Source organism: Pseudoalteromonas sp. c7(2019), from assembly GCF_011378625.1.
Classification (GTDB): Bacteria; Pseudomonadota; Gammaproteobacteria; order Enterobacterales; family Alteromonadaceae; genus Pseudoalteromonas; species Pseudoalteromonas arctica.
Map to the genome: position 1 here is coordinate 14,526 of NZ_WTKS01000022.1, position 24,740 is coordinate 39,265.

22 protein-coding genes are annotated in these 24,740 nt (G+C 40.2%); 12 read left to right on the forward strand and 10 right to left on the reverse strand.

Annotated elements, in window-relative coordinates:
- Positions 1-43: 43 nt before the first annotated feature.
- The 7 genes from pilW to der all read left to right on the forward strand — a co-directional run bounded on the left by pilW (position 44) and on the right by der (position 9,184).
- Positions 44-1,882: a type IV pilus biogenesis/stability protein PilW gene (pilW, locus tag GQR38_RS18490; RefSeq protein WP_165722897.1), complete on the forward strand. Its 1,839-nt coding sequence runs from the start codon at positions 44-46 to the stop codon at positions 1,880-1,882.
- On the forward strand, positions 1,879-2,748 hold the full coding sequence (locus GQR38_RS18495) for a RodZ domain-containing protein (RefSeq protein ID WP_101216262.1): 870 nt from the start codon (positions 1,879-1,881) through the stop codon (positions 2,746-2,748). The genes pilW and GQR38_RS18495 overlap by 4 nt, the downstream gene beginning before the upstream one ends.
- Positions 2,749-2,753: 5 nt before the next feature.
- A complete protein-coding gene (gene ispG, locus GQR38_RS18500) occupies positions 2,754-3,872 on the forward strand; it encodes a flavodoxin-dependent (E)-4-hydroxy-3-methylbut-2-enyl-diphosphate synthase (RefSeq protein WP_165722896.1) in 1,119 nt (372 codons plus the stop codon).
- A 398-nt stretch (positions 3,873-4,270) separates the two neighbouring features.
- Complete coding sequence (gene hisS, locus GQR38_RS18505) at positions 4,271-5,551, forward strand: histidine--tRNA ligase (protein ID WP_024604284.1); 1,281 nt, start codon at positions 4,271-4,273, stop codon at positions 5,549-5,551.
- A gap of 19 nt (positions 5,552-5,570) precedes the next feature.
- Positions 5,571-6,191, forward strand: coding sequence for a tetratricopeptide repeat protein (locus tag GQR38_RS18510; protein ID WP_007583431.1), 621 nt, complete (start codon positions 5,571-5,573; stop codon positions 6,189-6,191).
- A gap of 10 nt (positions 6,192-6,201) precedes the next feature.
- Entirely contained in the window at positions 6,202-7,380 is a 1,179-nt protein-coding gene (bamB, locus tag GQR38_RS18515; protein WP_007583433.1) for an outer membrane protein assembly factor BamB, read from the forward strand.
- 337 nt (positions 7,381-7,717) lie between these two features.
- Entirely contained in the window at positions 7,718-9,184 is a 1,467-nt protein-coding gene (der, locus tag GQR38_RS18520; RefSeq protein ID WP_024592997.1) for a ribosome biogenesis GTPase Der, read from the forward strand.
- An 80-nt stretch (positions 9,185-9,264) separates the two neighbouring features.
- Here der and GQR38_RS18525 read toward each other — a convergent pair whose 3' ends face one another.
- Together GQR38_RS18525 and GQR38_RS18530 are read right to left on the reverse strand one after the other, a co-directional pair.
- Complete coding sequence (locus GQR38_RS18525; protein WP_165722895.1) at positions 9,265-9,768, reverse strand: zf-TFIIB domain-containing protein; 504 nt, start codon at positions 9,766-9,768, stop codon at positions 9,265-9,267.
- Between the two features lie 41 nt (positions 9,769-9,809).
- Complete coding sequence (locus GQR38_RS18530; RefSeq protein WP_165722894.1) at positions 9,810-10,397, reverse strand: DUF4202 domain-containing protein; 588 nt, start codon at positions 10,395-10,397, stop codon at positions 9,810-9,812.
- A 228-nt stretch (positions 10,398-10,625) separates the two neighbouring features.
- Between GQR38_RS18530 and GQR38_RS18535 the strand changes: the two genes are divergently transcribed.
- Entirely contained in the window at positions 10,626-12,353 is a 1,728-nt protein-coding gene (locus tag GQR38_RS18535) for a DUF885 domain-containing protein (protein ID WP_165722893.1), read from the forward strand.
- Positions 12,354-12,472: 119 nt separating this feature from the next.
- On the forward strand, positions 12,473-13,780 hold the full coding sequence (locus GQR38_RS18540) for a DASH family cryptochrome (protein WP_165722892.1): 1,308 nt from the start codon (positions 12,473-12,475) through the stop codon (positions 13,778-13,780).
- Positions 13,781-13,809: 29 nt separating this feature from the next.
- Here GQR38_RS18540 and GQR38_RS18545 read toward each other — a convergent pair whose 3' ends face one another.
- Positions 13,810-14,892: a YeiH family protein gene (locus tag GQR38_RS18545; protein WP_165722891.1), complete on the reverse strand. Its 1,083-nt coding sequence runs from the start codon at positions 14,890-14,892 to the stop codon at positions 13,810-13,812.
- A 121-nt stretch (positions 14,893-15,013) separates the two neighbouring features.
- On the opposite strand from GQR38_RS18545, the gene GQR38_RS18550 reads away from it, so the two are divergent.
- The gene (locus tag GQR38_RS18550) at positions 15,014-15,892 is read left to right on the forward strand and encodes a LysR substrate-binding domain-containing protein (protein ID WP_165722890.1); all 879 of its coding nucleotides are present in this window, start codon (positions 15,014-15,016) and stop codon (positions 15,890-15,892) included.
- A gap of 65 nt (positions 15,893-15,957) precedes the next feature.
- Here GQR38_RS18550 and GQR38_RS18555 read toward each other — a convergent pair whose 3' ends face one another.
- From GQR38_RS18555 to GQR38_RS18570, 4 genes are all read right to left on the reverse strand, one after another.
- The gene (locus GQR38_RS18555) at positions 15,958-16,344 is read right to left on the reverse strand and encodes a hypothetical protein (protein ID WP_165722889.1); all 387 of its coding nucleotides are present in this window, start codon (positions 16,342-16,344) and stop codon (positions 15,958-15,960) included.
- A gap of 215 nt (positions 16,345-16,559) precedes the next feature.
- Entirely contained in the window at positions 16,560-17,018 is a 459-nt protein-coding gene (locus tag GQR38_RS18560; protein WP_101216270.1) for a thioredoxin family protein, read from the reverse strand.
- An 83-nt stretch (positions 17,019-17,101) separates the two neighbouring features.
- The gene (locus GQR38_RS18565; RefSeq protein WP_165722888.1) at positions 17,102-19,069 is read right to left on the reverse strand and encodes a hypothetical protein; all 1,968 of its coding nucleotides are present in this window, start codon (positions 19,067-19,069) and stop codon (positions 17,102-17,104) included.
- 189 nt (positions 19,070-19,258) lie between these two features.
- Positions 19,259-20,185 carry a LysR family transcriptional regulator gene (locus GQR38_RS18570; protein ID WP_165722887.1) on the reverse strand — a complete coding sequence of 309 codons (927 nt, stop codon included), beginning with the start codon at positions 20,183-20,185 and terminating at the stop codon, positions 19,259-19,261.
- 172 nt (positions 20,186-20,357) lie between these two features.
- Here GQR38_RS18570 and GQR38_RS18575 point away from each other — a divergent pair, with 172 nt between their 5' ends.
- Entirely contained in the window at positions 20,358-21,035 is a 678-nt protein-coding gene (locus tag GQR38_RS18575) for a glutathione S-transferase family protein (protein ID WP_165722886.1), read from the forward strand.
- A 106-nt stretch (positions 21,036-21,141) separates the two neighbouring features.
- Positions 21,142-22,269, forward strand: coding sequence for a zinc-binding dehydrogenase (locus tag GQR38_RS18580; protein WP_165722885.1), 1,128 nt, complete (start codon positions 21,142-21,144; stop codon positions 22,267-22,269).
- Positions 22,270-22,478: 209 nt separating this feature from the next.
- Here GQR38_RS18580 and GQR38_RS18585 read toward each other — a convergent pair whose 3' ends face one another.
- Genes GQR38_RS18585 through GQR38_RS18595 form a run of 3 tightly spaced genes read right to left on the reverse strand, consistent with a single transcriptional unit; the run spans position 22,479 to position 24,662 of the window.
- The gene (locus tag GQR38_RS18585) at positions 22,479-23,345 is read right to left on the reverse strand and encodes a hypothetical protein (protein ID WP_165722884.1); all 867 of its coding nucleotides are present in this window, start codon (positions 23,343-23,345) and stop codon (positions 22,479-22,481) included.
- Positions 23,338-24,033, reverse strand: coding sequence for a hypothetical protein (locus GQR38_RS18590; RefSeq protein ID WP_024591165.1), 696 nt, complete (start codon positions 24,031-24,033; stop codon positions 23,338-23,340). The genes GQR38_RS18585 and GQR38_RS18590 overlap by 8 nt, the downstream gene beginning before the upstream one ends.
- Complete coding sequence (locus tag GQR38_RS18595) at positions 24,030-24,662, reverse strand: hypothetical protein (RefSeq protein WP_024591164.1); 633 nt, start codon at positions 24,660-24,662, stop codon at positions 24,030-24,032. Before GQR38_RS18595 ends, GQR38_RS18590 begins: the two co-directional genes overlap by 4 nt.
- Positions 24,663-24,740 lie beyond the last annotated feature (78 nt).

A 24,740-nucleotide genomic window follows, 5' to 3' on the forward strand; every position in this document is an offset into this window, starting at 1 on the left:
AGGTAAGATAGGCGCCATGGACTAAAAATAAAGAGATAAGGTAATGCGATCTATACTTGCTATAACACTATCAACACTTGCCTTAAGTGGCTGTGTTAGCGAAAGTAGTTATAACGGCAGTAATAAGCCCGTCGTCGAAAATAAAATTAATAATACTGGCGCAGCACGAACACGAATTGCTTTAGCCTTACAGTATTTAAAAACGGGTAATAACTCTCAAGCCAAATACAATTTAGAACGTGCAGCTGCATTCGCTCCTGACCTACCTGAAGTACATTACTCTCTTGCTTATTACTATCAACAAGTAGGCGAAAACCCGCTAGCTGATAAAGCCTACCAAAAAGCACTCGAAATAAAGCCTGACGACCCTAATACCCTTAATAACTACGGTGTGTTTTTATGTGGCATTGATGAATACGATCGTGCTACGGATCAATTTTTAAAAGCCATTGAAGTACCAAGCTATATTCGCGTTGCCGAAAGTTACGAAAATTTAGCCTTGTGTGCTATTGAATTTGATGATTTCGAAAATGCAGAAAGTTACTTTCAACAGGCACTTAATCACAGCTCTCAGCGTACATCTACGTTAATTAGTTTAGCAGCGCTGTATTACGCAAAAAGTGACTTATACAAAGCCAGTGAACTTTTAAAACGCTACGAAAGCACAGGTCGAGTATCTTCTCGCGCATTAATGCTTAGCTACCTTGTAAAAAACAGAATGGGCAGAATAGAAGAGGCTGAAAAAATTTCCAGCACTATTTTACAAACTTACTCTAGCAGTAACGAAGCCTATGCATTAAAAGAGAAAAGAACACGTTTTAATGAGTTTGAAATACTGCGAGAAAAATACCGTAAAGCGCAGTTAAAAGAACTAAAAAATGACGAAAGCGGCGCGCACGTTAGTTCAAAACCAAAAATAAAAGTAATCAGAAAGAAACGTTCACCACAAGACGGTTCAACAAGCTTGGTAACAAACGACGAGCAAAAAACAGATAAAAAGATCGCAATAGCAAATAACCAAGATGTAAATCCAGTTATAGTAAGAGAAAAGCAAGCTAAGGCGGTACAAAACACGGTCAGTAAGGAAGCCGATGAAACAGCCGTAATAGCAAAACAAATAACAACTCAAAAAGAAGAAGTTCCTAAAGTCGTAGCGCCAAGCAAACCTACCGATACATCGGCTGTTATGCTTGCACTTACTACTGAGCACGACTCTGCAGATTCCGTAGTAGCTGCACCTAAAAAAGCTAAGCCCGTTTACGAACCTCAAAAAGAAGCTATAGCAGCAAAGCAACCAACTAAAGCTAATGGCGAAGTTACAATAATTTCGTTTGGCGCACCTAAAACAGGCCAGTTTAATTCGCAGCAAACTAGTAACTATAGTAATTCAGTTCCTGCAGTTACCGCTCAAAAAAATAGTAGTGACGTGGTATTCTACGAAGCGACTAAAAATACAACTGTATTTGAAAATAGCAGCTATCAAAATGATGCAGATATTGAATTTAAAAGTTACGAAGCAGTACAAAAAACAGAGCTCCCAATGCTTAACCCTAAAGTATCGCCTTTACGCGTGCCATTTCACGTAATTGCTGTTGGCGAAAACCTATTTAGCATTTCGGTGCGATACAATGTTAAACTACAAAAGCTCCTGCAATGGAATGGTCTAAAAGAGTCGGATCGGGTAATGAATGGAAGTAAAATATACCTAAACGATCCAAATATTTATTACGAAATTAAAGCTGGTGATTCCCTTTACGATATAGCTACCCAGCGGCATGTATTAATTGATGAATTAATGCGATGGAATAAATTAAGTCCTGATATAGCACTAAAACCAGGGCACAAACTTTTACTAGTGGATCCAGACTCATACACATTATGAATGAAGAAAATACGCAAACACAGAGCGAACAGCCAACTGTAGGCCAGATATTAAAAAATCACAGAGAACAAGCGAACGTTAGCATAGCGACTATTGCTGCACCGTTAAAGCTGTCTGAACTTCAAATTAAACGCCTTGAAAATGATGAATTTACATTACTCGGCCCTATTACTTTTGTTAAAGGCTATATAAAAAACTATTGCCGTGAATTAAAAGTAGATAGCGCACCTATATTAGCAATGATGCCAGCCCCACCAGAGCCGGCTAAACCCGCTAATATGCAGAGTTTTTCACGCCGTACAGAAAAAGAAGCAAACGACAGTCGTTTAATGTTTTTTAGCTATTTAATTTTAGCGATTGTTATTGGCTCATCTGCTTTATGGTTTTGGCAAAACGCGACACCTATTGAAGAGCAAACGAGTAACATAAACGTTGCCAACTCAAAAATGAGCGAGCGCCAAGCCGCTCAACCCAGTATTTCAGAGCAACAGCAACAAGCCGAAATTGACGATGAATCATTATTAGAATCACAAAGCACGTCTAGTGAAACATCAACAAGCCCAGAAATAGTTAAAGAAACGGCTCCTATTGCTTCTAACAGCGCAAGTCAAGAAGATGCTAGCAGTACAATTGTCATGAACTTTAATGGCGAAAGTTGGGTTGAAATTTACGACGGCGAAGGCGAAAAAATAGCATTCGGTGTTAAAAAAGCAGGCTACATTATGACCGTAAGCGGTACGCCTCCTTTTTCAGTTGTGCTTGGTAAGCATGACGCTGTAGACATTACTTTAAACGGTGAACCTGTAGATGTTTCTGCATTTCCTCAAAACCGTTTAGCCAAATTTACATTACCACTAGCAGAGTAGTCGCTATGTTTTCAGAATCTCCAATTAAACGCAGAAAATCCACCCGAATCAATGTAGGTAACGTCCCTATTGGTGATGGCGCCCCTATTGCAGTGCAATCAATGACCAACACCGACACCATGGATGTTGATGCAACTGTTGCACAAATACAGGCAATACAAGATGCAGGTGCCGACATAGTCCGTGTATCCGTACCGACTATGGACGCTGCGCAAGCGTTTAAAAGTATTAAAGAACAAGTGACTATTCCGCTAGTAGCCGATATTCACTTTGATTACCGTATAGCATTAAAAGTGGCAAAATACGGCGTTGATTGCCTGCGTATAAACCCGGGTAATATAGGTAGCGAAGAGCGTATTAGAGCTGTGGTCGATTCTGCACGCGAGCATAACATTCCTATTCGTATTGGTGTAAATGGCGGTTCACTAGAGCGCGACTTACAAGAAAAATACGGCGAACCAACACCAGAAGCCTTATTAGAATCAGCAATGCGCCATGTAGATATATTGCGCCGCCTTGATTTTGACCAATTTAAAATATCAGTAAAAGCGTCTGACGTATTTTTAGCGGTAGGTGCATATCGCTTACTCGCTAAAGAAATAGACCAACCACTGCATTTAGGTATTACCGAAGCGGGCGGCATGCGCTCAGGCTCTGTTAAATCTGCAGTAGGTTTAGGTATGTTATTAGCCGAAGGTATTGGCGATACCCTGCGTGTATCACTTGCTGCCGACCCTGTTCAAGAAATTAAAGTAGGCTTTGACATTTTAAATTCATTGCGCATTCGTTCGCGTGGAATTAACTTTATTGCCTGCCCTAGCTGCTCACGCCAAGAGTTTGATGTAGTAAGCACCATGAACCAACTTGAAGAGCGCTTAGAGGATATTATCGAACCTATGTCAGTTTCGGTAATTGGTTGCGTTGTAAATGGACCAGGTGAAGCGCTTGTGAGTGATATAGGGCTTGCCGGTGCAAATCGTCGTTCTGGTTTGTATATAAATGGCGAACGCCAAAAAGCGCGCATTGATAACAACAACATTGTTGACCAGCTTGAAGGTTATGTACGCGACTTTATAGAGAAAAAGCAGAACCAAACACCGATTGACATAAAAATAGTCGAATAAATACCGTTTAAGGTGGCAAACCCCGTGGTTTGCCGTTTACCTTTATAGCTAGTGGATACCCAAACGACCCCAAGATACAGAATTCAGCGTTTCACAGGCTCTTAATATCAAGGCGTTACTTTGCAAGAATGGCAATCCCTTTTAAAAAGTAACAACGATGAGAGTAAGTGTCTGTGAACCGCCCAACGGGTTGGTTTAAAAGCGATTTATACTGCGTTATTGATTTTAACAATAGAACCACTATTACTTTCAATCAATGCCTTGCCTAAATCGCTTTTAATTCCAACTGAAACTCGCATCTTGGGGTGGTTTGGGTATATAATGGCGGGTCAATTTTTAGCATTCTTGTTGTGTAAGCATTTTTCATTACACAAAAAAACAGCATTTAGGATTTATCAGTGGCAAAACAAATTCAGGCAGTTCGCGGTATGAACGATTGTCTGCCGGGCGATACACAAGTTTGGCAGAAAGTAGAAAACATTTTACGCGAGACAGTAGCATCGTTCGGTTATCAAGAAATTCGTTTTCCTATTGTAGAATCAACCGACTTATTTAAACGCTCTATTGGTGAAGTTACCGATATAGTAGAAAAAGAAATGTACACCTTTGCCGATCGCAATGGCGACTTATTAACACTTCGCCCAGAAGGCACCGCAGTATGCGTACGTGCTGGCAACCAAAATGGCTTACTATATAATCAAGAACAACGCCTTTGGTATATGGGTCCAATGTTTCGTCACGAGCGTCCGCAAAAAGGTCGTTACCGTCAGTTTCACCAATTTGGTTTAGAAACATTTGGTATTGCTACAGCAGATATAGACGCAGAAGTTATTTTATTAACAGCGCAACTATGGGAAGCTTTTGGTATTACTGAGCACGTTCGTTTGGAGCTAAATTCTTTAGGGTCTAACGAAGCGCGTGCAGATTACCGTGATGCGTTAGTAGCCTACCTTGAGCAACACATTGATGTGCTTGATGAAGACTCAAAACGTCGTATGTATTCAAACCCATTACGCGTACTTGATAGCAAAAACCCAGACGTACAAGCAATTTTAACTGATGCGCCTAAATTGTCTGAAAATTTAGATGCTGAATCAAAAGAACATTTTGCAAATTTATGTGAACGTTTAGACGCTGCTGGCGTCTCATATACGGTTAATGAAAAGTTAGTACGTGGTTTAGACTACTACAACCGCACTGTATTTGAATGGGTAACCGACAGTTTAGGTGCACAAGGCACTGTATGTGCTGGCGGACGTTACGATGGCTTAGTTGAACAACTTGGCGGCAAAGCAACGCCAGCAGTTGGTTTTGCAATGGGTCTAGAGCGCTTAGTATTATTACTACAAGCACTTGAGTGTGTAGGTGACATTCGTCGTAATGCTGATGTATATTTAGCAGCAATGGGCGACAAAGCAAGCATTCAAGCTCCTGCAATTGCAGCGCAACTACGTAAAGACGTACCGGGTTTACGCGTTATGGTACATGCGGGCGGCGGCAACTTTAAAAAACAATTAAAACGTGCTGATAAAAGCGATGCACTTGTTGCAGTGATTATTGGTGAAGATGAATTAGAAAAAGGCGTTGTGACTATCAAGTATTTACGCGAGCGTAAAGAACAAGTCACATTAGAATTAGAACAAGCTAAAGCGCTATTAGCTGAGCTTATTAACGGCTAAGCGAACATTAGAGGTAAGAATGGATATTTATTCAACAGAAGAACAACAAGCAGAAGCCATTAAACGCTTTTTCCGTGAAAACGGCATTTCACTTGCGCTAGGTATACTTGTTGGCCTAGGTGGCTTATATGGCTGGAAAGCATATAACCAAAACCAAATTACTACCGCTGAAAAAGCATCAGATTCATATACAGCGCTTGTTGAAAGCGACGATGTATTATCTTCAGCTGATGCGTTTATTAGCGAAAATAAAGACACAAACTACGCAACACTTGCTGCATTCGTTGCTGCAAAAGACGCAGTAGAAGCGAAAAAACTAGACGTAGCAAGCGAAAAGCTAAGCTGGGTTGTGTCTAATACGCCAAATACAGAATTAAAAGCAATTGCGATTACACGTTTAGCACGTGTTCAAATTGCGCAAACTAAATATGACGATGCATTAACAACATTAAATGCACCATTACCTGAAGCGTTCAATGCAAACGTGGCCGAGCTTAAAGGCGATATTTACACTGAGCAAGGTAATAAAGATCAAGCACGTACTGCATACCAAGCAGCAATAGATGCGGGTGGATTAACAAGTAACCCACTATTACAAATTAAGTTAGATGACCTAGCAGTAACTAGCCCAGCGGCATAAGGTTTTAGGCATGAAAAAATTTACAACAGCAGCCCTTGCCCTATGTATGGCAACATTGATGGGTTGTTCATCAAGTGATGATGAAGATGAACTAGTACTTCCTGAAATTGTAAACCAATTTGAAACTGACGTTGTTTGGCAAGAATCTGTAGGTGATGGCGTAGAGCATTATTTTTCTCGTTTAACACCCGCAGTTTACAAAGATACTGTGTATGTTGCTAGCCGCGAAGGCCAAGTAGAAGCGCTTTCGCTTGATAATGGCGATACAAAATGGGAAACCGATGTACGCCAAGATTTATCGTTTTGGCCTTGGGCTGACAACGGCAATGCAAAATTATCAGGTGGTATTTTGCAAGCCTATGGTAAAATTTATATTGGTTCTGAACACGGCTTTATTATTGCTCTTGATCGCGAAACTGGTGAAGAAGTTTGGCGTAAAAACGTACCAGGCGAATCTCTGTCTAAACCAACAGCAGGCGATGGCTTAATATTTGTAAATTTAGGCTCTGGTAAATTGTTAGCCCTTCACCCAGATACAGGCGAAGAGCGTTGGAGCTTTGAACAAGAAGTTCCACCACTAACATTACGCGGACAAAGCTCGCCAACCGTTGCTAACGGTGGTGTATTAGTAGGCCTTGAAACAGGCAAGCTAAGCGTATTAATTTCAGACAGTGGTTACTCAGCATGGAGCGCAGAAATTGCGGTTGCTAAAGGCGCATCAGAATTTGAACGCCTAGTTGACGTAGACACTCAACCACTTATTAGCGGTCCATACGCTTACGCTATAGCTTACAACGGCAACTTAGCCGCTGTAGATATTCGCTCTGGCAATGTTGTATGGAAACGCGAGTACAGCAGCTACCGCGAAATTGCGATGGATGCACAAACAATTTATTTAGTAGATAGCGATGGTGTTATTTACGCATTAGATAAAAATTCAGGTATTGAACGTTGGAGCCAACCCGCTCTACGCGGTTGGTACCTAACAGGCCCTGCAGTTGCAGGTAGCCACTTAGCTTTAGGCGACCAAGAAGGTAACCTACATTGGCTAAATAAAGAAACTGGCGAGCTAGTATCTCGTGAAGACTTTGACAGCTCGGGCTTTTTTGTTGAGCCAGTTGTTGCCGACGATAAGCTAATTTTATACACCCGTGATGGTGAAGTTAGTATGGTAAAAATACCAAACTAAGTTACTAATAGTCATATGGTTTTCATACCCAAACCACTTGAGGATACGCGATTTCAGCAAGAGATAAAAAGCATTTAGGCAAGACATTGATTACAGTGAATGGTGTTCCCCTTTACAAAATCAATAACGCAGTATAAATGCTTTTTAATCTTGCCCTAGGGAGCTTCACAGAGTTTTCACTACTGTGTTGTGACAATTCAAAAGGTAACTACATTCCTTCATTGTCACGCCTTGTATTGAAAAATCTGTGATAGCTCTGAAACATGTATCATCACGTTGTTTGGGTATTATGGCTTCGCACTGCGAAGCCTTTTGTTGTTTTTTAAAGAGGTAGTTTATGCTTCCCGTGATCGCTCTAGTTGGGCGACCCAATGTGGGCAAATCCACATTATTTAACCGTTTAACACGTACTCGTGATGCACTCGTAGCCGATTTTCCAGGTTTAACACGAGATAGAAAATATGGCCAAGCTAGTTACGATGGCTATGAATTTATCGTGGTAGACACGGGCGGTATTGATGGCTCAGAAGAAGGCATCGAAATCGAAATGGCAGATCAATCTCTGCTAGCTATTGAAGAAGCTGACATTGTTCTGTTTTTAGTAGATGCTCGTGTAGGTATGACCGTAGCTGACCAAGCAATTGCTAATCACTTGCGTAAACAAGATAAAAAGTGTTTTGTTGTTGCCAATAAAACCGATGGTATTGATGCAGATTCAAACTGTGCTGAATTTTACCAATTATCATTAGGTGAAATTCATCACATTGCTGCATCGCATGGCCGTGGTATTACGTTATTACTTGAGCAAACACTTCAGCCGCTTATTGCTGAATTAGCTGCACAAGACGAAGACGTAACAGGCGATGACGAAGAGCTTATTAATCTTTACGAAGAAGATGAAGACAGCGATACCGATCACCAGGCATTTGCAGACAAACCTGTAAAGCTTGCGATTATTGGTCGTCCTAACGTTGGTAAGTCAACGCTTACAAACCGTATACTGGGTGAAGATCGCGTAATTGTATACGACATGCCAGGTACAACACGTGACTCTATCTACATTCCGATGACTCGAAATGAAAAAGAGTATGTGTTAATTGACACCGCAGGTGTTCGTAAGCGTAAAAAAGTAAGCGACGTAGTTGAAAAGTTCTCTGTCATTAAAACGCTTCAAGCAATCGAAGATTGTAACGTTGTGTTATTGATTGTTGATGCTCGCGATGGTATTTCAGATCAAGATTTAAGCTTATTAGGCTTTGCTCTTAACTCAGGTCGTTCATTGGTAATTGCAGTGAACAAATGGGATGGCTTAGACGATTACGTTAAAGATCGTATTAAATCAGAGCTCGATCGCCGTTTAGGCTTTATTGACTTTGCACGCCTACACTTTATATCTGCACTACACGGTACAGGTGTTGGTCATTTATTCGAGTCTGTTGACGAAGCGTATGAATCAGCTACTAAACGTATAAGTACTGCAATGCTGCGTCGAATTATGGACATGGCTCAAGCCGATCACCAGCCGCCACTTGTTCGTGGTCGTCGTGTTAAGCTGAAATATGCGCATGCCGGTGGTTATAACCCACCACGTATTGTTATTCACGGTAACCAAGTTAAAGATTTACCAGATAGTTATAAACGCTACCTGATGAACTATTACCGTAAAGCGCTTAAAATTATGGGCACACCTATCAAAATCGAATTTAGAGAAGGTGAAAACCCATTTGCTGGTCGTGTTAATAAAGTAACACTGTCGCAAAAGCGTAAAATACGTGCATTTGCTAAAGAAAACCGTAATAAATAAACTTTTCAAGAGTTAGTTTATTACAATAAAAACGGCGTACTTTTTAGTACGCCGTTTTTGTTTTAATATGTTATTAAGAGTTACAAACCAAGTAAAGCTAAGCGCACTAAGTTCTCCACCGTGGCTTCATGCGCACTTTTATTTTTATTAGTTGGCGTAAACCTAGAAGTAGGTGATTTAATAGTTATAAACCCATGATTGGTGGCCATTTCGTGGGCTAATAGCTTTCGCTCTTTAGGTGTTAAATGGTTTTCGTGTATTTTTGCCAGCTCGCCGCTATCAAGCCATATGCCTGCACAGCCTGGGCATTCGTCTATTTCGACAGCCTTTACTGGCGAAAAATACCTGCGCATCATCACAATGCTTATGCACTTTGGACAATTAATTCGTAGCGATACATCGTATTCACTCTCGATATGATCACTTAAATTTTTAAGTAATACCTGACCATGTTTTAACGCTGGCGAGCTAAACTTAAAAATTTGGCTGTTATCAAAAAATACGCCACCTTGCACTGAAGTGTAAACAGTAATACCGCCAATTAATAACGGCTCAAGAGAGGCATTTGTACGTGGGCATAACATTCTAAAAATCCTTTTTATTTTAATACCTAGCTTACACTACTTTACTCAAGCGCTTTATGAATAAGCCCAACAAGTGGATCTGGTAATGTAATATTACCTGTAAGTACAAACTCATGCGCTTCATCTGACATTTTTTGCCATGTGCGGCGAATAATACCAATCCATTTTTCTTCATTGTAATCTGGTTTTGCATTGGCAAACCCAAGCATGTAGTGTTCAATAAACACCAAACTCGCTACATCTTCTACTAATTGGCTATCTGGATTGCGCTTAATATCTTTTTTAGCAACCGCGTTATAAACACGGTTTTGGTCCGTATCGTTAAACCCAGCTTGTTTCATTAATTCAACGGCTAGTGACGCATGAAAAATATAAAGTGCGCTACGCCATTGATGATAACCCTGCTTGTTCATTTCAAAGTCGCTACGTGGCGATTTCCAACGCTGAATATGCTGTGCACGCACTGCAATTTGCATGAGTGCATCGGCATCAGGTTTAAAGCGAGTTAGCATTTCGCTCATACGCTGTGAGTATAAATACTCTTTTGGAAAACGTTCTCCATTGTGCTGCTCAGTATTAGGGTCTTGGTTATTAGCTTCATCAATCAGCGTTATTACTTTATTAAACATGACGGTCTTTTATTGTAATTAGTTTTAATCATTCTAAACGCTGATAAAACAATAAACTAGTGGCCCACTCACTTCAGCGGTGAAATTTGTTCAATCAAAAAGTAAAACCAATTGATACTGGTTATAAAAGTAAGCGCATTGATAAGGTTAACTTGGTACTATATTAAAAACAAAAATGATAAATGTGCGTACACTAATAAAAATTAACGCGCTAAAAATGAGAATAATATGTTTAAAAAAACAATTTTAGCTATTTGCTTAGCTGTAGCATCACTGCCGAGCGCAGCCGATAGCAATGCAGATTTAAAAACCATTATTGATAACCATTGGCAAAATGCAAAAGCCGAAAAAATATTCTTTCGTACCGACCCAGACGGCTGGAAACCCAGTGGTACATTACCAAATTGGACCGAACAAGCCGTTGCAAAGCGCCAAGCTTATAATAACAATGTATTAAAAAGCTTAAGTAAAATAGATCCTAAAACGCTGAGCAGCTCGCAACTAATGAACTACCGTTTATTTAAATACGAGCGAGAAACAGAGCAGCAAAGCTACCTTTTTCAAGATAAGTATTTTCAGGTTAACTTTTTAAGTGGCTGGCATACCTACTTTGCCGAAGCACCAGCTAATATGGCATTTTTAACAACCGATGATTACAACGCATTTTTAGTAAGCCTTGCCGACTACCCTCGCTTTAATCAAGAAAACATTAACTTGATGAAAGAAGGTATTGAAAAGGGTTACACGCACTACTGCAAAACATTTGAAAATTACAGCCAGAGTATTAACGCTCATATTGTTAAGCGACCTGAAAACAGCGCCTTATACGAGCCCTTTACACGTATACCAAATACGTTTACAGCAGAGCAAAAGGCCACATACCAAAACAAAGCAAAAGCCTTAATTAGCTCAAAAGTAGTCCCGGCTTATCAGCACTTTTACGACTTTTTTGAAAACGATTACATGCCTAACTGTAGAACAGAGCCGGGTATTTCAAGCGTTAAAGGCGGGCTTGAGTATTACAAATATGCAGTTAATTACTACACCACAACCAATGCCACACCAAAGCAAATACACGAACTTGGCTTAAAAGAAGTGGCACGTATAAAAACACAAATGCAAAACATCATTGATAAAGTAGGCTTTGATGGCACGTATGCTGATTTTTTAGAATTTTTAGCAACCGACGAGCAATTTTACGCAACAGATGCGCAAGACTTGCTTGAAAAAACAGCCTTTATTACGCAAAAAATGTATGGCAAGTTACCAACCTATTTTAATCATTTACCACGTAATACCTTTACTATAAAAGGCTCAGCGAGTCGCGGCGCGTTTTATATGCCACCTGCTGATAACCGCTCCCCTGGCACTTACTTTTTAGCCTCAACACCTAAATTGCAACCTTTGTATAATTTAGAAGCGCTAAGCCTGCACGAGGCAATACCAGGGCACCATTTACAAAACGCGATTGCAATGGAGTTAGATGTACCCGAATTTAGACGCACACTTAGCCATTCAGCATTTGGCGAAGGCTGGGCACTTTACACCGAACGTTTAGGTAAAGAAGCCGGCTTTTATCAAAACCCATACAGCGACTTTGGTCGTTTAGGTTATGAAATGTGGCGAGCAGTGAGGCTTGTTGTTGATACTGGTATTCATGCCTTTGGCTGGAGCCGCCAAAAGGCAATAGACTACTTGGCAGATCACACTGCTTTGCCACAAAGCGCGGTAGAGGATCAAATAGATCGTTATATTTCATGGCCAGGCCAAGCGCTCTCTTACAAAATGGGCGAAATAAAAATACGCGAACTGCGTGCAAAAGCCGAAAAAGAACTCGGGGCTAAGTTTGATATTCGCAGCTTTCACGATACAGTTATTGGACAAGGCTCGCTCCCTATGGCTGTACTTGAAGACGTTATAAACGATTGGATAGCAAAACAAAAATCGGCTATTTAACATTCAAGGAGGCGGTATTATTTGCCGCCTCTTTTTAAAACCCTCTTAAACACCTCAAAACTAATCCCTACCCGCTTTTGCTTCGTAAAGTTAATGATTACAAAAACCTGAGTAAACCTATGAGCAAACGCATTTTATATTGGCTACAAAACGATTTACGAATAGACGACAACCCTATTTTAAGCGAACTTGCTACTGAGCAATGCGCGCTCGATATTGTATTTGTTATAAACCCGCACTGGTTTAAAAATAATAACTATCAACAAAAGCCGTATGGCGTGCATAAACAGCAGTTTTTAATGCAAAGCTTGTATGAACTCCAACAAGCACTTATTGAGCGCGGGCAAACCCTGCATGTCCTTGAAGGCGAACCTGTATCGCTTTTGAAGGCGCGTATTAATGAGCAAAATATAGATGAAGTTGTATACAGCGAGCAATTTGGCCTGTACGAGCAACGCCAAATAAACTTACTCAAAGCACATTGCCCCAATGTACAGTTTACAGGGGCGCAGCAAGACACGCTCTTTAAGCAAAGTAACCTCCCTTTTGATTTAAGCGAATTACCTAAACACTTTACCCCGTTCCGTAAAAAGGTAGAGGCCGCCACTAGCCCCATTTCACTTTCAACATTACCAAACGGTTTGCTCCCTCAGCCAATAACCTTGTGCGCTAAAAAACCTTTAGAGCGTATAGCAAATAATGGCGTAATGCATGGCGGGTTTAAAAGTGCGCAAACACACTTAGAGCAATACTTTTCATGCTTGCTGCCAAGTACTTATAAAATAACTCGAAACGAGCTTGATGGCTTTAATAACACCACAAAATTTAGTACCTGGCTTGCTTTTGGGTGTGTAAGTGCGCGGCAAGTTTATAATGCAGTTGAGGCGTACGAACATAACCAAATAACAAACGAGTCTACCTACTGGATTAAATTTGAATTGCTATGGCGAGAATATTTTAAATGGCATGCACTTAAGGCAGGTAAAAGCCTGTTTAGCTTTAAAGGCCAAAGGCAAACAAAACCCCTTACTACATTTATGCCAAACCGCTTTGCTGCATGGTGTAATGGCTCAACAGCCTACCCATTAGTCAATGCCATTATGAACGAGCTTAATGCGACCGGTTATATATCAAATAGATCAAGGCAAATTGCCGCAAGCTGCTTAGTTAACGAACTTGGTCTTGATTGGCGCTATGGCGCAGCTTATTTTGAACAACAATTGATTGATTACGATGTAGCCGCTAACTGGGGTAATTGGCAATATATAGCAGGTGTAGGCGTAGATCCGCGTGGTGGTAGGCACTTTAATATTGAAAAACAAACGTTACAATTTGACCCGCACGCTTTTTACACTAATAAATGGCAAGGCAATGAAAATACCAGCAAACAGCTGGATACTTTAAACGAAGTTGATTGGCCGATTTAAGCCGCCAATCAACTTTTACCAAGTAACGTTTAAAACAGCTCAGCAATGCCTATATTAATTACGTAACCGCCTAACGTTAAAAACAAAAACAAGCACAGCGCCAGTAACAGTGGCTTAATACCCGCTTGGCGAATTGCCCCAACATGTGTGCGTAAACCTAAAGCCACCATCGCAATGGTGAGTAATATATTATCAAACCAAACAACTGCGCTTATAGCCACTTGAGGAATAATAGAGAGTGAATGTACACCACTTGCCACAATAAATAACACTGCAAACCAAGGGATGCTAATACCTGATTTATTATCCTCATTACTTATAGTATTACCTGCCTTTGCTCTTTTTTTACTTTGCCAAAACGACAAAGCGACTAAAAATGGCGCAAGCATCATCACGCGTAGCATTTTTTCTATAACGGCGGTATCAGCAGCATTGGCGCTTACAGCTGTACCCGCTGCTACCACTTGCGCTACTTCATGAATGGTTGAACCTACAAAAATACCGTACGCGTGCTCACTCAGCCCCATATACTCAAACATGATTGGGTAGGCAAACATACTCAACGTACCAAATACCACCACCGTTGCTACAGCTACCGATATTTTATGCGCCTGCGCTTTTATTACAGGCTCAGTCGCCATTACCGCTGCGGCGCCACAAATAGAGCTACCTGCACCAATTAATATTACTGTTTGCTCATCAAGTTTAAATACACGTTTACCAAGCTGCATTGCTAATATAAACGTACCGCTGAGCATAACAATGTCGGTTAGCAATCCACTCCAACCAACGCCTGCTACCTGTGCAAAGGTAATTCTAAAACCAAATAAAATAATACCCGCTTTGAGTAAAATACCTTTAGCATAATCAACACCTACATCGGTATGAGTCGCTATCCGCGAAAACACACTGTTACCCACAATAATACCAACCACAATACCAATAGTGAGTGAGCTAAATTGCGCAGTTTGCATTATTGGTAATTTACTCAGCGCAATAGCAACACCCGCAAGTACAATAACCAGTAACATGCCAATCCACCAGCGCGTATCGCCGTATTGCTTAGTATTAATACCCAAAGGCTGAAACCCATTTTTAATAGCGCTAAGCATAATATTCCCTCAATTGAACAACGTTAAACTGTTGACTTCATTTTAAGAAAGCGCAAAATATAACTCCAATACATTAAAATCATAATTCGATAACTTAAGGTTATGTGATTTGAGAGGCACAATGAACTTGCATGCACTTCGGGTGTTTTATACGGTTGCTAAATTAGGCAGTTTTTCAGCTGCAGCTGAGGCGCTTTTTATAAGCCAACCAGCTGTGTCTAAAGCTTTAAAAGAGCTTGAGTATCAGCTAAATATACAACTTATAGAGCGTGCATCTAAAGGCAAAAAACTTACCTTAAGCGAGGGCGGCCAAGCCTTGTATGATCATGCACGTAGTATTTTTGCTATTGAAAAGGCAGCCATTGAAGATATTAAATCACGCACAGGGCTTAAGCGCGGCACACTCGTTATAGGCACCAGTACAACCATTGCCAGCTATTGGCTACCGCCCTATTTAGCCAATTTTTGCGCGCAGTACCCCCATATAAAAGTAGAAGTACAAGTTGCCAATACCGCGCAAATTGAGCACGCCCTACTAGAATGCACTATCGATTTAGCACTGGTTGAAGGCACACCAACCGAGCCACATATTATAAGTAAGCACTGGCAAAACGATTTAATGAGTGTAGTTATACCCAGTAACTTTAAGCCCACGAAAGACTTAAAAGCATGGTTAAACAAACAGTTTTGGCTACTGCGCGAACCAGGCTCGGGCACTTTAGAGGTCTCGGTTAAATTACTACAGCAACATGGCATTACAGCAAAAAATAGTATGCAGCTCGGAAGTAATGAAGCAATAGCAAGGGCGGTAGCACAAGGAATGGGCGTTGCTTTATTGCCTAATGTAGTCACTGAGGATTTAGTACAGTTAGGTAAATTAACACGGCTAAAACAGCCAAATAACGTCGAGTTATCAAGACCATTATACCAATTACACTATAAAGACAGACCCTCTTCACATGCCGCACAAGCATTCGAAAAAAGCCTATTTAGTGAATAATGTTTGATCTGAGCTATAAGCCGAGTAAGAAAACGGTTGTGTAACATTAATCGCTTGTTGTGGTGTTACTTTAATTTATTATATATAAGCCAACTAGTTAAACCCATTGAAAGTACTAATAAATGAAGAACCAATGTTGCACGATCAAATTCACTAAAAAGACTAAGTAAAAAAACTGGAAGTATACTTAAGATTAAAACTACAGGTAATTTAAATAAATTTAACTTTTGGAGTAATAAGCTAATAGGTAATCCGTAAATGAACATTAAAGGATAGAAATAAAATAAACTTCCCATCCCTATTGATACACCAAAACCAACATCTGAAATTAATGAACTAAGAGAAGTATAGTTTTCGATACCCGCATAAAAATAACAAAAACCAAGGACTGGTAATACAATTAAAGGACTAAAAATCGCAGCAATCAAATTTTTACGTAGATCCTTAGACATATTAAGAAACACCATAACGAGCTTGTAGATTAATTAGTTTGTTATTTGTTTTAATTGATATGCAAACCATAGCTGAATTCCTATTCTGGCTCAGCCAAAGGGGGAAATTTTTGGCTTCACACATTAAAGTATCAGGAGACTACTCATAGCAGCCCAACAGCTAACTTATAAACCTATTTGCTAAATCGTTAACCCCAAATACGAACAAGCTCTATTTACAAACCCTGAGTTAAATCTTGCGCTAACGTACCCGTTGGCTTTTCAATTACGCGAACTAACTCTTTGCCATTTTGTTTAACAATAAACGTAGGTGTGTATTGTAAGTCGTGAGCCTGTGCAATGCCTGCATCGTCTTGCTTGTTGTAACCTACGGCCACATATTCAATGCTTGCAAGTTGTACTTTCGATGCATCAAGTAACTTAATGAGCTTTGGCACTTCGCGCTCACTGTCGTGGCACCACGTTCCAAATAATACAATTAGCTCTTTGCCTTCTAGCTTTTGCATTAGGGCAATGTCTTGTGCTGTTGGCGTAAACGCTTTGTATTGTTCGTTAAACTTGTCGTAGTCGCTTAGCAGTACATCAGTGGAAATTCCGCCCGAAAACGGTGCATCGGCAGCGCAGCTTACAAGCGGCATGCTTAAAGCGCAGAGTAAAATTAATTGTTTAAACATAAGGTTGCTCTTAATTCAGGTATTAATTTAGGTATTAAACGACTATACCCAATATTGAGTGTGGAGTGAACAACTCAAGACCCTTACTTTTTATCCATAAAAAAGTTAACTTGCGATAAGTTAGTTAAATATTCTCGCCTTACGTCTTTATTCTCAGCTAGCTTATCTAAGTCACCAATTAAGGTAACTAACTTATTATGAGAATGGCTGCTTGTTTTTTTAAACTCGTCTTGTTTTTCGTCGCTCTCAACACGCTCTTTTTTGTTCATGTTGTAGCTGTTTTCGTTTTCTTCAAGCCAAATATCGTCAATTAAGCGAATGTCGCTTTTACTAACTGTTTGCTCTTGCATCGCCATTTGCAGCTCGTATTGATTAGTTTGCGGATTAAACTCAAACATTTTTGTATCAACATCAACCTCGTGAGACTGATCAAGCCCCACAAGCTCTTTATTTTTAACGGCGGTGTTTACGTTATAACTCTCTTCTTTGTTGTAATAATCAGGGCGACTGTATTGATAATCAAAGTGGCTGCTTACATTTTTACTTTGCGTTACACCGCTAAGCTCCCCTAATTGGGCTTGTTCAGTCGCTTGGCTTAGCTCAATTGTACTTTTAGGCTGATAATCGCCGTTATCCAGCGCATAAGAAAATGTAGCATCAAAATCAGCGAGCTTAGAAATACCCACTCCTAATGTATTTGGCGCTTTATTACCAAGCCCTTGGTAACGGGCATCGTTTGTGATCATGTTATCAACCAAATCGGCAACCATAGCGCGCCCGTCATTAAAGTGCTGATCTGCAAGTGACTCCAAATTGCTATAACGCTCAGCAGCCAACGACATACTCGCAAAAGCGCCTTTAAACAATGCAAAACCTTGCTGCATTGCCTCATCGCCACTTTTACCAAATGCCGATGTTTTATCATCTTCAGTACTGTTTACTCGACTATCTTCTAGGCTTTGATCGAGCGACGCTAAATACTGCTGCATTTGCTGCGTGTCTTTAGCACCAATGGTTGACATATCGAGTGCAAAATCAATGTCGTTTTGCCCACCTGCGGCTTTAAACACAAGTGCTTGCTGGTTTGATGCTTCATCAATGGAGTAGCTTAAATCAAGCGTATTCTCTGCAGTATCAAGCGCATCATTTTGCGTTGTTGAAAACGACACATTAAAACCGGCTAACTGTTCACTATTAAAGCCCGCTAAAAAATCTAAGCTCATGTCTGTTTGATTTGGGACTATAAGAGGATTGAATGAATTTTCACTCACTTTAAAAAACTCATCGGCCATTTCACCAACACCCGCCATAACCTGCGTTAAAGCCGTATGTTCAGCCTCAGATAAATTGCCATTAACTTCGTAACTTATGCCAAAGCCATCTATCGCTTCACCTGTTTTTTCATCGTACCCTTGCGATGAGTTAAAGGTAATGTTTATAACATCGCCTTCTTTAGTTTTTACCGAGAGCTCAAACAGGTAGTTATCGTCATCCTCGTATTTTGCGCGATTAAGGCTTTCCATATATGGATTAAGTGAGCGCTCTACACGTTGCTGACTTGAGGCTAAAAACGTTTTTTGCTCATGCCCAAGCTGACCTAAACTCGATAAAATATCGCTGGTATTAGCATAAGCACCCTGAATATTTTTAACCGACGTATTTAATCGCTCAATTAATTGGGTACTGTTTTCGTTTTTTAATAACCCCTCATGCTGAGAGCTTATTACGGTGCGCAGGGCGAGTTCTTCATCGGAGAGTTTATAGTTAAGCGTGCTAGGCGTACTTGAAATAGTAAATAGCGAGGTAAGTTGCTGTTGTAAAATATCCCCTACTTTTTGATTGCTAGCTAGTGCTTCGTCAATAGTTTCGTTATTTAGCTGGCTTAATAATTCATCGGATATTTTGGGGGCGTTAGTTTGTAAATCATTAATAGCTTGAAGGTCGCTACCGGTTAGTAGTGAAGGACTCACAGAGGTTTGGTTAGCGTTATTAACTGATTGAGCAAGTAAAGTGCTTAAATTAGACTGGCTGCCAAGTGCATTATTAACCATGATTATCCTTAATCGCTAAACCCTATTAAGTAATGTATCGGGCGCTTAGTTAAAAGCTTTAGTTTAAGGAGACGTTTTTTATCTATTATTTATACAAACAACCCATTAATAAATTAAATAAGCATAAATGACGTAAATCTAAATTGGATAAGCGTAGGTCGGATAAGCACAGCGCCATCCGACAATTCACTATTCTGTTCGCTTAACACTTTCATCTGTTTCTTTTATTCTTTGTACTAAAAAGTCGACCGCCGCTTTTACCTTTGGTACTAAATAGCGCTGCTTTTGATACAACAAATAAACCGCCATAGTCGCATTTTGGCTTATCGCTAATTCATGCTCAAACTTAAGCTCTTGCAACTGGCCAGACTCAAGGTATGAGTCGAGCGCCCACCGAGTTGACATTAAAATGCCCTCACCATTACATGCTTTTTTAGCTAGCCACGATCCGTTATTTGAAATAGCGACCGCAGGCCCAGAAACGTCGTGCCATTGCTCATCCACTTTACATAACCAAGGCGTTGGTCCCGCTGGCGTTTTAAAATAAAGGCCACTGTGGCCCATTAATTCCATAACATTAGTGGGCACACCGTATTTTTGTAAATAGCAGGGTGACGCAACAGGAATAAAGCCGTTATCCATCAGTTTTATTGCCAACACGCGCTCATTTGGCGCATAGCCACCGCGAATAGCAATATCAACATCGTCACGCCCGAGTGTCGACAGCTCATCACTTAAGCTAACATCTAATATAATTTCGGGGTATAGCGCGCTAAATTCATCAAGCAGAGGCAGTAATATTTTGTCACCAAAACTCACCATTGAACTTATACATAATCGCCCCATTGGTGTTGTTTGATAACTGCGCACAGCTTCGTGGCTTTGCTCTAGCTGATTTAATATCTGCTGAACATCGTTATAGTAAATTTGCCCAACTTCGGTCAATTTAACTATGCGGGTCGAACGCTTTAAAAGCGTCGCCCCTAGGCTTTTTTCTAAATCAGCAACCCGCCGTGACAACGACGAGGGCGGCACATCAAATGCTTTTGCGGCTTTGGTAAAACTGCCCGTTTCAACCACTTTAATAAAATACCGTATGGCTTTTAGTTGATCCAAGTCGCCTCTCCATTAAATAAAATGCTTTATTGTCTTAAAGACAAAAGTGATTCGCATTTTCCCCTATATATAAGCAAATTAAAACAAGTAATAATGTACTCAACCTAAAGACAGGGACTTAAATTGCATTTTTGGCAATGAGTATCTTCACTTAATGATGGAAAGCTGACTTATGATTACTTTGCACGGTTTTGCTGCTAGCAACTATTACAACCTAGTTAAACATGTACTTTTACACAAACAATTGCCATTTACAGAACACCTTGTTTACGGCGGTAGTGAAGAGTTACTAGCAATCAGCCCTGCAGGCAAAGTGCCTGCAATCACAACAGCTAATGGCCTTAATATTTCTGAGTCGAGTGTTATTTGCGACTTTATAGAGGAGTCGTACCCACAAACCCCGCTATACCCTGAAGATGCAGGTGAGCGCGCAGTTGTACGTCAAATTATGAAAATGGCAGAGCTTTATTTTGAACTGCCAAGCAGACGGTTCATCCCTTATGTATTTTCAGGCGCTGAAGTACCTGAAACAACTAAAGCCGAAGTACGCCAAGTATTAACGCGTGGCGTAACCGCTTTGAGTAGCGTGTGTAAGTTTTCACCTTGGATTGCAGGCGAGCAATTTACAATGGCAGACATTTACGTTTATTACGTAAACACCATTGTTAGCGCCTTTGGCTCAAGCCAGCTTGATTGGGATGTACTTGCACAAGTACCCGGCATGAAAGAGTGGAACGAATCAATGAGCCAATTAGCCATTACCCAAAGCATAGAGGCCGATCGCCAAGCGAATATGGCTGAATTTATGCAAAAAGTGAAAGCGCAAATACAGGCAGCAAACTCTAAATAAAGCGTAGCTATAAAAGTATCTATTCTAAATTTTAATTACTAACACTGTATCGCCAATACAATAACGTAATTGGCTTAACAAATTTAATTCTTTGCAGGAGACACCTATGACAGATAAAAATATCCAACTTACTTCAACTATCAGCGAAGACAATAAACTAACACTTGCCTTAAAAAACATCGAGATGCCAAAGCCAAATGCCGATGAAGTAGTTATTCGCATTGAAGCTGCACCATTAAACCCATCAGACTTAGGCGTTTTATTCAGCGCAGCTGATATGTCTACTGCAAAGCAATCGGGTACTGATGAAGACCCGGTAATTACTGCAGATGTTCCAGCTCAATTTATGCCATCACTTAAAACCCGTGTTGGAAAAGCAACCCCTGTAGGTAATGAAGGCGCAGGCACCGTAGTGGCAGCAGGCTCATCACCAGCCGCACAAGCATTAATGGGTAAAACCGTTGCAGTAATTGGCGGCGGTACGTATCGTCAATTTATATGTGCCAATGTACAAAGTTGCCTAGCGCTAAAAGAAGGAACTACGGCTAAAGAAGGTGCATCATCTTTTGTTAACCCACTTACCGCACTTGCAATGGTAGAAACCATGCGCGCTGAAGGCCATAAAGCCATTATTCATGCTGCTGCAGCTTCTAACCTTGGCCAAATGCTAAACCGTATTTGTATTGCCGATGGCGTTGATTTAATTAATATTGTTCGCAAACCAGAACAAGAAAAATTACTGCGCGATATGGGGGCAAAATATATTGTTAACTCAAGCAGCGACACTTTTCTTGCTGACCTAACAGCTGCAATAATCGAGACAGGTGCAACTATAGCGTTTGATCCTATTGGTGGCGGCCAACTAACAAGTGACATTCTTAACTGTATGGAAGTTGCAGCTTCGCGCGATATGAAAGAGCACACAATTTACGGCTCTGATACATTTAAACAAGTGTACATTTATGGCGCACTAGACCGCGGCCCTATTACATTAAACCGTAACTTTGGCTTTGCTTGGGCTGTAAACGGGTTCTTGTTATTTAATGCTTTAGGTAAATTAGGCACAGATACAGTAATGAAAATGCGCAAACGCGTTGCTGATGAAATCACCACTACATTTGCGAGCAACTACACGCACGAAGTGTCATTAGCTGAGGTATTACATTTACAGTCAATCGCGGCTTATTCTAAACAAGCTACCGGGGAGAAGTACTTAATTAAACCTCAAGCTTAATTAAATATTCTTCGTTAAAAATTAAAAAGCAGATGCTAATTAGGTATCTGCTTTTTATTTGATCGTTGTAAAAGCTAGCTCGGAGTATTCACTTTAGCGAATCAATTACATTCGTGGATTTCTATGACTTTTTAGTAAATAGCACTTATTAAATTGGCTAATCGCTAATGTTCATTCTTATTCTCTGTTTTGTAGACATCCCTAATAAATTAAAGACTTCTGCTGTTAATAATCAGTAGGTTTTCATTTATCGGTGTTGCTATTTTTTTTGGTGATGACTTTAATCCAAACGTTAAACTACATTCAAATTTGAGTTCTATCTCTTGTTCTAGAGCTGACCAGGTAATAAGTAATACCGAAGTATCATCAACTAAGTCTCTATCAGCCAAACATACATCAGGTTCATTGATGAAGCTTTGCTGCTGCGCCTCATCTAACTCCATCCAAAAGCCATCTGTTGCTAAAGCAAAAATATTATCAATTGAAAAGTCTAATTCAAACGTTTCAGGTTCAAACTTACGCCTTAAGTTTAAACTCTTAGTTAATATATGGCGTTCAGGAACTGAGCTTATCGAACTTTCAAAATCGTTACCCAATGGGTTCGCCCCAGTATGAACAGGTGATAACCATTGAATACTTTTATTGTTGAATAAACCTAAGCGACAATCACCTGCACAGAAGCCATAAATTTTATTGGAGCTATCATTACGGTATAGTGATAAAAAGCTGGCAATACCTATTTTCAATTCTTTTTTAGTTGCGCTGAAAGCCTGTTGGATAATTTGATTACGCTTCTCTGCGTCTTCAAAATAATCCTCTAATTGAGGTTTATCTTGTGTTATTTTTTCTGAAAAAAACTTAACACTGTTTATAAGTAAACCTTGGAGGCAAGCATAGAAATGTTCGCTAAACCTTTTAGCTAGGTTTGTTGTAGCGATTGATGAGGTAGATATATCAATTACGAATACCCAAGTACCGAAGTCAGTATTTATTATCGAAAAATAATCTTTGTTTTCTGCTCGTTCGGATCCTTGTTGAGTCCGGTGTATCAGTTTTAGTGAAGAAGGGTCAGCCATACACAATACAGCCTTCGATACGCTCAAAGATCAACTGCTCTCTGTCTAAACTATTCCTGGCAGTTCCCTGAACTGCATACTCAAAATTACCATCTTCCATTAAACTATTAAGCTGTTCGCTAATATAATTTTTCAAGTCTTCTGAGGCTGATAAAATATCATTAACTATTGATGCTCTACCATCGAAAATATTAAGTAAATCTTCAATATCATGACTTGAAAGAGCATCACCCTTCCCTCTTCCTAAATAGGCTTCGAGCTTTGTGGCTACAAAATATTCTGGCGTTATTAATTTAATGGTTAATGCATCATTCAGCACGTAGTCTTCGGCGGTTGCTACTGCGTCTTTATACCATATGTTAGTAAAACCAAGCGCTTTCTCATCAACTGGCATAAAATCAACTTTAAGGTTATCAAGTATCATGCGGCACATAACATCCTCGCCCATGTCAATAGAAAACCCTTTCACTTTAAGTTGTTCCTGCAAATCAGTCCAAGCTGCATACCCCATGATATCAACAATCAAATCAACATCGTCGGTATACCTTATTTGCTCTTTAGTAAACTCATCCGTGACCAATAGCCCTGTGGTGCAACCCCCAACAAATACCATTGATCTTATTAAGTCATCTCCAAGTGCAGTAGCAACTTTTATTAACATCTCTTTTTGAAGGTTGATTGTATTCATTTGGCTACCTTAAATATGCTATTGAGCATTTCTAGTGCTAAATTTCGTTCTCGTGGATGACCTATTCTTATCGCATCAACTAACGCTAGCATCGCGTACAACTGGGCATCTTGCTGTACTGCTAAAAATACTTTAGGGTGTAATGGCTCAATTAACATGCCTTTAGTATTACCCCTTGGATTCGACCATACAGGCTGAAGCTCTCCAGACGTCATTAACTTACCTCTGAGAACAGGGGCAGCTATCGACGTAGCGATCCCTCTGCCAATCACTCCCTCTTTTGCAGGAAAAACGTATCGAATACCATAAGCAATAAACTCCAACAAAGCCTTAGTATTTGTTTTAGGTACTTGAAGTTTGCGGTCTACTTTTGCAAGCCCTACGGAATACATCCGATTAAGGCTAAGACTAATCTGAGATTTACTTATCCCAGTTAAACCTTCTAAGTTTCTTAAGGAAAATCGGCTTTCGATTTGATCCATTTCGGTAAAAGTAGGCTTTAACCCCTTTTCATCCCAATCCTCCCAAGTACCATCCACTTGAATAATATCCGAATCACCATCTTTCCCATCTAGCCCCACATGCAGCGAAATCAATTTTAGTAATAATAAAACATCTTGACTTTTCATCTACCCTCCAAGTGACTTGTCCCGAGTCCTAGGACTCGGGACAAGTATCTCTTTGGGTATTTAAATAGTCAACAGTAA